General features: G+C 62.0%; 11 protein-coding genes. 9 read left to right on the top strand and 2 right to left on the bottom strand.

Annotation, left to right across the window (positions count from 1 at the left end):
* A partial coding sequence (locus VL202_RS11365) for a hybrid sensor histidine kinase/response regulator (protein WP_325464225.1) occupies positions 1–3,321 on the bottom strand: 3,321 nt, incomplete at its 3' end.
* Between the two features lie 231 nt (positions 3,322–3,552).
* On the opposite strand from VL202_RS11365, the gene mscL reads away from it, so the two are divergent.
* The 7 genes from mscL (at position 3,553) to VL202_RS11330 (ending at position 10,442) form a co-directional block, all read left to right on the top strand.
* Complete coding sequence (gene mscL, locus VL202_RS11360) at positions 3,553–3,981, top strand: large conductance mechanosensitive channel protein MscL (RefSeq protein WP_325464224.1); 429 nt, start codon at positions 3,553–3,555, stop codon at positions 3,979–3,981.
* Positions 3,982–4,161: 180 nt separating this feature from the next.
* Entirely contained in the window at positions 4,162–5,328 is a 1,167-nt protein-coding gene (locus VL202_RS11355) for a pyridoxal phosphate-dependent aminotransferase (protein ID WP_325464223.1), read from the top strand.
* A gap of 167 nt (positions 5,329–5,495) precedes the next feature.
* Positions 5,496–6,530 (top strand): UDP-glucose 4-epimerase GalE, encoded by a 1,035-nt coding sequence (galE, locus tag VL202_RS11350; RefSeq protein ID WP_325464222.1) that lies wholly within the window; start codon positions 5,496–5,498, stop codon positions 6,528–6,530.
* Between the two features lie 270 nt (positions 6,531–6,800).
* Entirely contained in the window at positions 6,801–7,571 is a 771-nt protein-coding gene (gene rfbF / locus VL202_RS11345) for a glucose-1-phosphate cytidylyltransferase (protein ID WP_325464221.1), read from the top strand.
* Positions 7,571–8,656: a CDP-glucose 4,6-dehydratase gene (gene rfbG, locus VL202_RS11340; RefSeq protein ID WP_325464220.1), complete on the top strand. Its 1,086-nt coding sequence runs from the start codon at positions 7,571–7,573 to the stop codon at positions 8,654–8,656. The genes rfbF and rfbG overlap by 1 nt, the downstream gene beginning before the upstream one ends.
* Positions 8,653–9,216 carry a dTDP-4-dehydrorhamnose 3,5-epimerase family protein gene (locus VL202_RS11335; RefSeq protein ID WP_325464219.1) on the top strand — a complete coding sequence of 188 codons (564 nt, stop codon included), beginning with the start codon at positions 8,653–8,655 and terminating at the stop codon, positions 9,214–9,216. The genes rfbG and VL202_RS11335 overlap by 4 nt, the downstream gene beginning before the upstream one ends.
* Complete coding sequence (locus VL202_RS11330) at positions 9,213–10,442, top strand: class I SAM-dependent methyltransferase (protein WP_325464218.1); 1,230 nt, start codon at positions 9,213–9,215, stop codon at positions 10,440–10,442. Before VL202_RS11335 ends, VL202_RS11330 begins: the two co-directional genes overlap by 4 nt.
* An 83-nt stretch (positions 10,443–10,525) precedes the next feature.
* On the opposite strand, the gene VL202_RS11325 is transcribed toward VL202_RS11330, so the two are convergent.
* A complete protein-coding gene (locus VL202_RS11325) occupies positions 10,526–10,831 on the bottom strand; it encodes a chorismate mutase family protein (RefSeq protein WP_325464217.1) in 306 nt (101 codons plus the stop codon).
* 174 nt (positions 10,832–11,005) lie between these two features.
* On the opposite strand from VL202_RS11325, the gene VL202_RS11320 reads away from it, so the two are divergent.
* Entirely contained in the window at positions 11,006–12,223 is a 1,218-nt protein-coding gene (locus tag VL202_RS11320; protein WP_325464216.1) for a glycosyltransferase family 2 protein, read from the top strand.
* A gap of 194 nt (positions 12,224–12,417) precedes the next feature.
* Complete coding sequence (locus VL202_RS11315) at positions 12,418–12,600, top strand: hypothetical protein (protein ID WP_325464215.1); 183 nt, start codon at positions 12,418–12,420, stop codon at positions 12,598–12,600.
* Positions 12,601–12,656 lie beyond the last annotated feature (56 nt).

The following is a 12,656-nucleotide window of genomic DNA, read 5'->3' as shown; positions in this document are numbered from 1 at the left end:
GGCGCGGATCACGTCGATGCCGGTGCCGTCGTCGAGATGATAGTCGGCGATAATCCCGTCCGGCCGAATGTCCTCGCCGGTCAGCCCCTCCTGCCAGGCGAAAAGCGAGGGCACGGTTGCGACGGTGCAGCCCCAGCCTTCGAGCAAAAGCTTCATGCCTTCGAGAATCAGCGGTTCGTTGTCGATGCACAGGACGCGCAGGCCATGCAGAGGTTCGGCGGTGCGCGCTGGCGCCGGAGCGGCAGCCTTGGCGCCGCTGCCGGCGTTGCTGTCGATCGGCATGGTCACCCGGAAGCGGGTGCCCTTTCCGGGTTTGGACTGCAGGTCGACGCTGTGATTGAGGACGCGCGAAATGCGATCGACGATCGACAGGCCGAGCCCCAGCCCCGAGGCGGTCTTGACGCCTTCTTCGAGGCGGGCGAATTCCTTGAACACGGTGCGGAATTTCGAAGCGGGAATGCCGATGCCGGAGTCGAGCACCTGGATGATCGCATTGCCACCCTCGCGGCGCACGCCGACAAGGACCTTGCCCTGGATCGTATATTTGATGGCGTTGGACACGAGGTTCTGCACCAGGCGACGCAGGAGATTGGGATCGGTGCGCACCGTCAGTGACGTCGGCATCACCGTTAGTTCAAGACTGGCTGCGCGGGCGACGGGGGCAAAGTCGGTCTCGATGCGGCGCAGGAGGTCGTTGAGCGGGACGGATTGCAGCCGTGGTTTCATCGCACCGGTGTCGAGACGGGAAATATCGAGCACGGCGCCAAGAATGGTTTCGACCGATTCCAGCGAGGAATCGATGTTCTGGACGAGCACGCGGTTTTCCGAATCGCCGAGCCTCTCGACCAGCGACGAGGAATAGAGCCGGGCGGCGTTCAGCGGCTGCAGGATGTCGTGGCCGGCCGCCGCGAAGAAACGTGTCTTGCCGATATTGGCCTCTTCGGCCGAGGCGCGGGCTTCGGCAACCTCCCTGTTGACGCGGGTCAGTTCGCCGGTGCGCTCGGCAACGCGCAGTTCCAGCGTTTCGTTTGCCTGTTTCAGCGCCATGTCGGCGGCGACGCGCTGGGTGATGTCGGTATAGGTGGTGACGATGCCCTTGTCCGGCAAGGCATTGGTGCGCACCTCGATGATCCGGGCACCGCCGGAAAGCTCCAGCAGGAACGGCTTGTCGAGCGTCAGGAAGTGGCTGACCAGCGCTCTTCCGTCTTCCTTGCGGATATCCCCGCGTTTGGTCAGCAAGGCGACGATCTCGGCCAGCGGAAAGCCGACCTGGCCGGCCGCTTCCGGCAGGTCGAGAAGTTGGCGGAAGCGGCGGTTCCAGATGATCAGGTTGTTCGAACTGTCGAAGACGGCGATGCCCTGGTCCATCTGCGACAGCGCCGTCTGCAGCATGTCCTGGTTATATTGCAGGGCTTCGGAGGCCTGGTCGAGCAGCCAGGCGGTGTCCGAGGAAGTATCGTCGAGCCGCTGCAGCACCAGCGACAGGACAAGGCGGGCCGAGGATGAGCCGATGGCGCTGCCGAGCAATTGTTCGGAGAACTGGATCAGCGCCATGTCGGCCGGCTGATGGTCTTCCAGCCAGCGGCCGGACTGACGCTCATAGGTCTGGAAGGAGCGCTTCATCCGTTCCTCGCCGAGATAGCGGGCGATGGTGGTCTTCAGGTCGAGTACCGTGATCTTGGTCTTGCGGCCGCGAAAGGCCTTTTCGGTGCGCGACTTGCGGCGGATGAAGACGCCGGCCTGCAGCCGCTCCAGCGGCTTCGGCACCCGGGTGAGCGAGCCGATGACATAGGCGAGCACATTGACCAGCAGGCTGAGCGCCGAGGCATTCACCAGCGGATCGGCGTCAGTGCCTGAAAAGGCCGAGGTAAAGGGAAACAGGAACTCAAGCACCGTGGTGGCGACATGGGAATTGTCCTGGCCGCCGAGGCTCGGCAGGAACAAAAGATAGGCCCAGACGACGAAGCCAAGCGTCATGCCGGCGATGGCGCCGCGAGCATTGGCCTGGCGCCAGACGAGGCCGCCGAGAAAGGCGGGCGCCATCTGCGAGACGGCGGCAAAGGACAAGAGCCCCAGCGAGGCGAGGCCGGCGCTCATGTCGGCGGCGCGGTAGTAACCATATCCGAGCAGCAGGACGGCGAAGATCGCGGTGCGCCGGACATTCAGCAGTGTGCCGGTGACATCCGGAGAGCCGCCACGGCCGGTGAGCTTGCGCCGGATGAAGACTGGCATGACGATATCGTTGGAGATCATGATCGACAGTGCCACAGAGGCGACGATGACCATGGCGGTGGCGGCGGAAAAGCCGCCGATGAAGGTGATCAGCGCCACGATCGGCATATTGGCCGCAAGCGGCAGTTTCAGCAGGTAGAGGTCGGCCTCGCCGCTTCCGCCGAACGTAAGGACGCCGCCGATGGCGACCGGCAGAACGAAGATGTTGATCGCGACGAGATAGACGGGGAAGAGGATGCCGGCGGTGCGCAGGTCCTTTTCCGTGCGGTTCTCGACGACCGTCACATGGAATTGCCGTGGCAGCATGATGATGGCGAAGGCCGAAAGCACGACGAGCATGATCCAGCGCGACATCGGCGTCTTGTACTGCAGCGCCGACATGATCTGTTCATTGGCGACCGCTTTCGCCCAGAGATCGGTGGGGCCATCGAACAGGAAGAAGACGACGTAGAGCCCGGCCGTCACGAATGCCAGCAGCTTGACCACCGATTCCATGGCGATTGCCAGGATCAGCCCGTCCTGATGCTCGGTCGCATCGGTGTGGCGGGTGCCGAAGACGATGGCGAAGCAAGCGAGGAACAGCGTGACGAGCAGCGGCAGGTCGATGAAATTCTCACCGGCGCCGATCCCGTAGCCGCTGGTATCGATCATGGCCGAGACCGAGCTGGAAACCGCCTTCAGCTGCAGGGCGATATAGGGGATGGCGCCGACCAGCGAGATGAATGCGACGATGGCCGCGACGGCCGGGTTCTTGCCGTAGCGCGCCGCGATGAAATCTGCCACCGAGGTCAGCTTCTGGGCCTTGGCAAGCGCGATGATGCGGCGAAGCACCGGCAGGCCGATGGTGAAAATCAGGATCGGGCCGATATAGATGCCGGTAAATTCCAGCCCACGCTCTGCGGCAAGCCCGATCCCGCCGAAATAGGTCCAGGATGTGCAGTAGATGGCAAGGCTCAGCGCATAGACCAGCGGCCTGCCCTGTCCGGCAGCAGCGGTTTTCCGCGCCTGGCGATCGCCGTAACTTGCCACCGCGAACAGCAGCAGCAGATAGGCGAAGGCGGCCGCGAAAATGATCGAGCCCGAAAGCATGTCTCCTCCTTGTCCTCAGGAGCCAGCATAGGACAAGACGGGCGGGAAGAAAATCAGGGCCGCCTAAGCCTTAAGTCAAAGAACCGGCTTTGGTTTTTCGTTTGAAGGGAAATCTGCGAGCCGGGCTATTTTCCATCGGATGATTTACTTGAGATGATTTTAGGTTAGCATTGGTCAACCGGGTGGGACAGGAAGTCGCGGCTGGTTCGGATCAGGGAGAAGGAGAGAGAAGTGATTAATGAATTCAAGGCGTTTATCGCCAGAGGCAATGTCATGGACCTTGCTGTCGGGATTATCATCGGCGGCGCTTTCACGCTGATCGTCAACTCGCTCGTCAACGATATCATCATGCCGGTGGTCGGTGCGCTTACCGGCGGTCTTGATTTCTCCAACTTCTTCTTTCCGCTTTCCAGCACGGTAACGGCAACCTCGCTTGCGGCCGCGCGTGAGCAGGGTGCCGTGTTTGCCTACGGCAACTTCCTCACCGTCGTCTTGAACTTCCTGATCCTCGCCTGGATCATTTTCCTGCTGGTCAAGGGCGTCAACAGGATGCGTGCATCGATGGAAAAGCAGAAGAATGAGGAGCCGGCTGCACCACCGCCGGTCGATGTCCAGCTTCTCACGGAGATCCGCGACCTGTTGAAGACGCCGCGCGCCTGAGGCGCGTTCGACGCTCTTGCGGCGGTTTCGATACATCACCAGAATCGATAAATCCGTCAGCGAATATCGCGTGATCGTGATGTGAAAAACCGATAGAAGCGGGCTCTGGAATTTTAAGTTGCGCATGACCTTTCCAAAAATCGTTTCCGATTTGCCGGGTCATGCGCGAGGAGCCCGCCGATGACCATCATGTCCAGCCTTAGTCCCCGTTCGCTTGCCGCACCGGAAAGCGGAATTGTCGAACTGGTGAATTATGCGCGCGGACGTGACGGGCTGATCCCGCTCTGGGTCGGCGAGGGCGACCTGCCGACGCCGGATTTTATCTCGAAGGCAGCGCAGGCGTCGCTATCGGCCGGCGAGACATTCTATACCTGGCAGCGCGGCGTGCCGCCGTTGCGCGAGGCGCTGGCGCGCTATTACCAGCGGCATTTCAACAAGACGCTGTCCCCCGACAATTTCTACGTCACCGGTTCAGGCATGCAGGCGATCAAGCTGGCGATCGAGGCCGTGACCTCACCCGGCGACGACATGGTGTTCCTGTCGCCGGCCTGGCCGAATTTCGCCGCCAGCGCCGAACTGTCCGGCGTCAAGGCGGTCGCCGTGCCGCTGGATTTCGCCGATGGAAAATGGCAGCTGGATATCGGCAAGCTGGAAGCGGCGATCACGCCCAGGACCCGGGCGCTGTTCGTCAACACGCCGTCCAACCCGACCGGCTGGACCGCGACCCATGATGACCTGGAGGCCATCCTGTCGCTGGCGCGCAAGCATGGCCTGTGGATCATGGCCGACGAAATCTATGCGCTTTATTATTACAACGGCCCGCGCGCGCCGTCCTTCCTCGATATCATGGAGGACGATGACCGGATCCTGTTCGTCAATTCCTTCTCCAAGAACTGGTCGATGACCGGCTGGCGTGCCGGCTGGATCGTCGCGCCGCCGGCGATCGGCCAGGTACTGGAAAATCTCATCCAGTATTCCACCTCCGGCGTGGCGCAGTTCATCCAGGCGGGCGCCACTGTCGCGCTCGATCAGGGGGATGCGTTCGTTGCCGAGAACGTCGCCAAGGCCACGCTTTCGCGCGACCTGTTCTGCGATGCGCTGATCGCCACCAACCGGGTCGAGACACTGAAGCCGGATGGTGCGATCTATGCGTTCCTGAAGATTGACGGGGTGACGGACGCCCGCCGTGCCGCGCTCGACATCGTCGACCGGACCCGCGTCGGCCTCGCGCCTGGAACGGCCTTCGGCGCGGGCGGTTCGCTGTTCATGCGCGCCTGTTTCCTGCGCGATCCCGGCCAGATCGCGGCGGCGGCCGAGCGGTTGTCCGGCTATATTGCCGGGCTCTGATCGAGATGCGGGTATTCGATAAAATTTTATCGGATATTCCAACGATGCTCTAACTATACATTGAGCAATACTTCAGTTTTCGCCGTCTGAACGGTCGCGGGTGAAGCTTCGGAAAGAAATTTGTACTTTGATGCTCCCTGTCAAAACGGGACGGGGAAGTAAGTGCAATGGCTGTTCTTGTAACGGGTGGTGCTGGCTATATCGGAAGCCATATGGTCTGGGCGCTGATCGATGCAGGCCAGGATGTCGTGGTGCTGGACCGGCTCTCGACTGGGTTTCGCTGGGCGCTGGCGCCGGAGGCGCGCTTCTATCTCGGTGATGTCGCCGACCGCACCATCCTGTCGCAGATCTTCCAGGAAAATAAAATCGACGCGATCATCCACTTCGCCGGCTCGATCATCGTGCCGGAATCGGTCGCCGATCCATTGTCCTATTACGAGAACAACACGGCCAAGACGCGCGAGCTGATCGCCGCGGCAGTCGAAGCCGGCATCCAGCATTTCGTGTTCTCCTCGACGGCCGCCGTCTATGGCACGCCGGACAATCCGCTGCCGGTGCGCGAGACGGCATCGCTGCATCCGGAAAGCCCCTATGGCATGTCGAAGCTGATGTCGGAGGTCATGCTGCGCGACGCCGCGAACGCCCACGATTTCCGCTATGTCGCCCTGCGTTACTTCAACGTCGCCGGCGCCGATCCGCGTGGCCGCACCGGCCAGTCGACGGCGGGCGCGACGCATCTGATCAAGGTCGCCTGCGAGGCAGCGCTTGGGAAACGCCTCAAGGTGGATGTTTACGGAACCGATTACCCGACCGCGGACGGCACGGGCGTGCGCGACTACATCCATGTTTCCGACCTCGTCGCGGCGCATCTGAAGGCGCTCGAATACCTGCGCGACGGCGGCGAGCCGCTGGTGGCCAATTGCGGTTATGGCGAGGGTTATTCCGTTCTGCAGGTGCTGCAGGCGGTCAAGCGGGTCCATGGCCGCGAATTCCAGATCGATTATTCCGCCCGGCGCGCCGGCGATGCTGTCAGCGTCGTCGCCGACTCCACAGTCGCCCGCCAGCGGCTGGACTGGACGCCGGCTTTCGACGATCTCGATCTGATCGTCGGCACGGCGCTGGACTGGGAACGGTATCTCGCTCGCAAGAACAGCTACGACATCGACGAAATCCAGCGGCTTCTGGCTTCGGCGCATCGCTGATCCAAACTGGAGGCAGCGTTTGCCGCCGCCTCCAGTTTGACGACAGGTTCACGCTCTAGGGTGCCAGTCAGGATAGACTGACTGGACCTGAGCATCATGGAGTTTCCTCGCCTCAAAAACCGTATGACCGCAAGGCCGCTGGCCGTGCGGCTGAAGACGGCGCGCAGGTCTGTACCCGATCCGCACCGGACCAGTATCCACCACGTTTCCCTCCGTCAGATCGTCGCCGCCCTTGCCGGCGATCATCATCGCATCTAGCCGGAGGATCACATGAAAGCGGTCATTCTCGCCGGCGGCCTTGGTTCGCGCATCGCGGAAGAAACCCATCTTCGCCCCAAGCCGATGGTCGAGATCGGCGGACGCCCGATCCTCTGGCATATCATGAAGGTCTACTACGCCCATGGCGTGCGCGACTTCATCATCTGCTGCGGCTTCAAGGGCTACATGATCAAGGAATATTTCGCCAATTACGGCCTGCACATGTCGGACATCACCTTCGACCTGTCGCAGAATTCGATCGAGTTCCACCGTCAAAGTGCCGAGAACTGGCGGGTGACGCTGGTCGATACCGGCGAAAACTCGATGACCGGCGGCCGCCTCAAGCGGGTGTCCTCCTACCTCAAGAACGAGGAAGCCTTCTGCTTCACCTATGGCGACGGCGTCAGCAATGTCGATATCGGCGCCACGATCGCCTTCCACAAGAGCCACGGCAAGCAGGCGACGGTGACCGCCGTTCGCCCGCCGGCACGCTACGGCGCGTTGCAGCTGGAAGGCACCGAGGTACAGGGCTTCATCGAAAAGCCGGAAGGCGAGGGCGGCTTCATCAATGGCGGCTTCTTCGTGCTTTCTCCCCGCGTGATCGACCGGATCGAGGCGGACCATTCGAGCTGGGAGGGTGAGCCGCTGATGGGGCTCGCCAGGGAAGGTGAACTGCAGGCCTATTTCCACGATGGCTTCTGGCAGCCGATGGATACGCTGCGCGACAAAAATCATCTCGAGACCCTTTGGCAAAGCGGCGCTCCGCCGTGGAAAAGCTGGTGATGCCTATGACAAACGAATTCTGGCGTGGCAAACGCGTTCTGGTCACCGGACATACCGGGTTCAAGGGCAGCTGGCTGACGCTGTGGCTGCGTGAACTGGGTGCCGATGTTTCGGGCCTGTCGCTGGCACCGCAGACCGATCCATCGCTGTATCTGCTCCTGGGCGGGGACACGTCCGGAGAGGGCATCATCGACATCCGCGACCGTGATGCCGTCAACAATCGCGTGCTGCACACCAAGCCGGAAGTGGTCTTTCACCTGGCGGCACAGGCGCTGGTGCGGGCGGGCTATCGCAGCCCGGCCGAAACCTATGACATCAATGTCATCGGCACGGCCAACCTGCTCGATGCGCTGCGCATGTCGGAAGACGTGCAGTCGATCGTCGTGGTGACGACGGACAAGGTCTATCACAATGCCGAAACCGGCCTCGCCTTCATGGAGAGCGATCCGCTCGGCGGCCACGATCCCTACAGCGCCAGCAAGGCGGCGGCGGAAATCGTCGTGGCAAGCTATCGTTCGTCCTTTTTCGCGGCGCGCCGGATCGGTCTCGCCACGGCACGCGCCGGCAATGTCATCGGCGGCGGCGACTGGGCGCAGGACCGGTTGATTCCGGATGCGGTGCGGGCCTGGCAGAGCGGCGCGACGCTGCAGGTGCGCCGCCCGCGCGCCGTGCGTCCCTGGCAGCACGTGCTGGAACCGCTTGGCGGCTATATGGATCTTGCCGAACGCCTCTGGCAGGCGCCGGATGGCATCGAGAGCTACAATTTCGGACCGGACCACGGCGAGGCGGCTTCGGTCGGCGCGGTGCTGAAGATGGCCGAGCGGCATTTCGGCGGCGGCACCATGATGCTGGGCGACGGAACAGATGGTCCGCACGAGGCGGGCTACCTGGTTCTCGACAGCAACAAGGCCAAGGCCGAGCTCGGCTACCAGCCGCGCTGGCGGCTGTCGGAAACCGTCAAGCGGACGATGGAATGGTATCGTGGCCAATGCGACGGACAGGCGGCACTCGATCTCTGCCTTGCCGATATCCGTGACTTTGCCGGTCTCTCCACGGCGGTCAATCCGCTGAGGGCTGCTGGATGAGCGGCCGCTTCACGGCGCACGAAACACCGCTTCGCGGACTTTTCGTGATTGGCCGCAGGACCTTGTCGGACGACCGGGGCTTCCTGTCGCGGCTGTTCTGCGTCGACGATCTCGCTGCATTCGGCTGGCAGGGCAACGTCGCCCAACTCAACGAGACGGGAACGCGGCAGCGCGGCACCGTGCGCGGCATGCATTTCCAGCGCCCGCCGCATGCCGAGATCAAGCTCGTCACCTGCACGCGTGGCCGCATTCTCGATGTCGTCGTCGATATTCGCGCGGAGTCGCCGACTTTCCTGCAGCATTTCGCCGTCGAGCTTTCCGAGGACAACGGCACGTCGCTGCTGATCCCGAAGGGCTTTGCCCACGGCTTCCAGGCGCTGACCGACGATGTGCGGATGATCTACGCGCATTCGCAGGCCTATGTCGCGCAAGCCGAAGGTGGGCTCAATCCGCAGGATCCGGCGCTCGTCATCGACTGGCTGCTGCCGGTGATCAACCTGTCGCCGCGTGATGCGGCCCATCCGCTGCTGTCGCAGGACTATCGTGGAGTTGCCGCATGAAATGCCGTCACTGCGGATCGACGCATATGGTGCCGTTCCTCGACCTCGGAACCGCGCCGCCGTCCAATTCCTATGTCAGGACCGACGAGCGGCACATGCCGGAGCTCTGGTATCCGCTGGTCATCCGCACCTGCGCCGAATGCCGGCTGGTGCAGACCGAGGATTTCGCCGATCGCGAGACCTTCTTCTCCTCCAGCTATGCCTATTTCAGCTCGTTCTCCACGTCCTGGCTGAAACATGCCGAGCGGTATGTCGCCGACATGCAGGACCGTTTCAGCCTGACGACAAGCTCCACGATCGTCGAGATCGCCGCCAATGACGGCTATCTGCTGCAATATGCCAAGGCGCGGGGTATCGGTTGTCTCGGGATCGAGCCGACGGCGAGCACGGCGGCGGCAGCCCGGGCGAAGGGCATCGAGATCGTCGAGGAATTCTTCGGCGCGGAACTCGGCGAGAAACTGGCGGCGGAGGGTCGCTCGGCCGACCTGATGGCGGCCAACAACGTGCTTGCTCATGTGCCCGACATCAACGATTTCGTTGCCGGTTTCACGCGCCTGCTGAAGGTGAACGGCGTCGCCACGTTCGAGTTTCCGCATCTGCTCAACATGGTGCGCGAAGCGCAGTTCGATACGGCCTATCACGAACACTATTCGTATCTGTCGCTGACGGCGGTCAAGCGCGTGTTCGAAGCCAACGGGCTTTCCGTGTTCGACGTCGAGACGACACCCTGGCATGGCGGCAGTCTGCGGGTGTTCGCGCAGCGCAGCGATACCGGGAGGCATGTCGTGACCGCGGCTGTGACCGCGACGCTCGCCGCCGAGCAGGCGGCCGGCATGATCGAGGATGCCTTCTATACGAATTTCCAGGATGCGGCGCAGACGGTGCGCGACGGCTTTCTAAGCTTCCTGATCGAGAGCCGGCGGGCGGGCCTGAAGGTCGCCGCCTATGGCGCGGCCGCCAAGGGAAACACGCTTTTGAATTTCGCCGGCGTCAAGCCGGACCTCATGCCATTCGTCGTCGACAAGAACCCGGCCAAGCAGGGCCTCCTGCTTCCTGGGAGCCGTATTCCGGTTGTTACCGAGGACGTTCTCAAAGCCGAAAAACCGGAAAGGGTGGTCATACTGCCATGGAATCTTCAGGCCGAAATCAAGCAGCAGCTTTCGTATATCAGCGATTGGGGTGGCAAGTTCGTAACGGCGGTGCCGACGCTGACGGTGCACCCGTAGCCGACATCGGCCTGCCGGAAGCAGCGCTTGAAAAGCCAGTCAAGAAATCGGAGCCGACGAGCGTCAAGATCGGCTGACGTTGGCTACCGGTCGCTGTCGCCGAGAATGTCCAGTTCGTGTTCGATCGAATGCTGGATGAGGCGCGCCCAGATGTCCTCGTAGAAATCCGGGTTCAGCCCGGCCTTGTCGGCATTCTTGCGCGCGTTGCGTCGTACCTGATCAACCCGGGTGGGAATGTCGGCCTTCAGCCCGGCATCCTTCTTGATCTCCGCTGCTCGTCCGATATAGCCCCAGCGCTCCTTGAACAGGGCAATGAGCGCCTGGTCTATCCGGTCGATCTCGACGCGGATGTCTGCCATCGACGTGCAGTCTGCCGGGCTTTTCTGCATGTGGGTCTCCGAGGTCATTTCAATGCGGCCTTGTTGCATTGCACAGCCGCTCTCGTCGCTGCTTAGCAAGCGATCCTCCTCCTGAAAAGCTGAAAACCGGCGCCGTGGACGATGGGTCGCGGGCAAGCTTCGGGAAAGCCCTTGCATCTAATGTGCGAGAAACGGAGAAATTTCATGTTCGCCCAGCCGAAACTGACGATTTGTGTGCCTTCGCGTAACCGCCAGCGCTATTTCCAGGAAACGATCAGAAGCCAGCTGATGAACCTGCGCACCGACGTGGAGTTCGTCTTCGCCGACAATTCCGACGATGCCTCGATCATGAACGGCTTCATGGGAGACGTGGTCGCCGATCCGCGCGTGAAATACCTGCCGTCCGGCGATCGCGTGTACCCGATGTTCGAGAACTGGGATCGTTGCATCGAGGCGGCGACCGGCGAATTCATCTGCATGATCGGCGATGACGATTATGTCGATATCGACGTGGCCGACTTGCTCATCCGTTCGCAGCAGGAACACAAGGCCGTCGACGTGATGGTCTGGAGCCGCCTGACCTATAACTGGCCGGGCAACCGTCCGAACCATTGCAACGTCTCCGTGCCGCTGAAGACCGGCGTCCACCGGCTGCCGCGCGCACTGCTCTACCAGGAGTTCTTCTCCTGGAAGGGCAGCAAGGCGACCCCGAACATGGCCTTCGGCTTCTACCACGGTGCGGTTTCCAAGCGGGTGATGGACAAGATCAAGGGGCGGTTCGGAGGGCGTTATTGCGAATATCCGACCGTCGATTTCGAGAATGTCTGCAAGGTGCTCGTCACCGCCGAAAACATGTTCTACTCGGAACGCCCTTTCTCGGTTCTCGGCTCCTGCGCCGAAAGCAATTCCGCCAAGATCAAGATCACCGAAAAGATCACCGAGATGCATGCGGCCTTCATGGTCGAGACCGGCCGCAACATCGACGAAGATCCACACATGAAGAATTTCCCCTTCCCGTCGATCCTCGGTCTTGCCGCCTGTATCGCGCAGACGCAGCACTGGTTCCTCACCACCTATGGCTACAGCCCGATCAAGGGCTGGGAGGCCAACTTCGCGGAGGCTTGCGGCATCAATTGCGGCATGATGGGCAATGTCGCTGCCTATGACGGCATGGTCGAGGGCTACCGTTCGGCATTCGCCCGCTGGCAGGGTGGCAAATATCTGCAGAACTTCAAGCCGGTCGATTATGTCGAGCCGACCGATGCCAAGTTCTTCACCGGCATAGCCGAGGACTACCTGCTGATCGACGAAGAGGTCGCGGGCGTCCAGACACCGGCTGAACTCTACCACCTGGTCGACCAGATGGTAGCACCGGTAAAGGACCTGACCCTGAACTTCCACGAGCATTTCAAGGCTGCGTAAGCAGACGAGGACCCGGCGAGGCACGCAAGGCGGACCGCTCGAAAGAGCTGCGTGCCTCGCCGGCACCATCCCGCTTCGGCGAGGGGCGACTTCGCGGCAAGGGGTTATGCGATTTTGCCGCAGTTCTACGATGCGCAGCCTTCCCCGGCGTCTTCTTCGTTGTCGCCGTTCGTCTCGAACAGGCCTCGGTCGATATGGCCGATCGGCAGGAAATCGCCGATGCCGCCCGCAAGGCAAAGGAAATCGGCGTCTTCCGGAAGGACGCGACCCTCAGGCTCGATGGCGCGGCCAAGACGTTTGCCGGAAAGCGCGCGGCCATCGCCGGCCAGGCGGCGCTTCACCGTCCGGGGCTCGAACTCGTCTGGATCGACGGCTGAGGCAGGGCGATACAACCAGCCTCGCGAAAGGCTTTGGCGGTAGTTTGGCCCTATCG

The organism is Pararhizobium sp. (assembly GCF_035497515.1).
GTDB lineage: Bacteria > Pseudomonadota > Alphaproteobacteria > Rhizobiales > Rhizobiaceae > Pararhizobium.
The sequence above is the reverse complement of the archived record's forward strand: the minus strand, read 5'-3'. Positions and strand labels throughout refer to the sequence as shown.

Coding starts and splice junctions, on each gene's coding strand:
- VL202_RS11330 (WP_325464218.1), top strand. CDS start 9,213: ATGAAATGCCGTCACTGCGGATCGACGCATATGGTGCCGTTCCTCGAC.
- VL202_RS11320 (WP_325464216.1), top strand. CDS start 11,006: ATGTTCGCCCAGCCGAAACTGACGATTTGTGTGCCTTCGCGTAACCGC.
- VL202_RS11355 (WP_325464223.1), top strand. CDS start 4,162: ATGACCATCATGTCCAGCCTTAGTCCCCGTTCGCTTGCCGCACCGGAA.
- galE (WP_325464222.1), top strand. CDS start 5,496: ATGGCTGTTCTTGTAACGGGTGGTGCTGGCTATATCGGAAGCCATATG.
- VL202_RS11325 (WP_325464217.1), bottom strand. CDS start 10,831: ATGCAGAAAAGCCCGGCAGACTGCACGTCGATGGCAGACATCCGCGTC.
- rfbG (WP_325464220.1), top strand. CDS start 7,571: ATGCCTATGACAAACGAATTCTGGCGTGGCAAACGCGTTCTGGTCACC.
- VL202_RS11315 (WP_325464215.1), top strand. CDS start 12,418: ATGGCCGATCGGCAGGAAATCGCCGATGCCGCCCGCAAGGCAAAGGAA.
- rfbF (WP_325464221.1), top strand. CDS start 6,801: ATGAAAGCGGTCATTCTCGCCGGCGGCCTTGGTTCGCGCATCGCGGAA.
- VL202_RS11335 (WP_325464219.1), top strand. CDS start 8,653: ATGAGCGGCCGCTTCACGGCGCACGAAACACCGCTTCGCGGACTTTTC.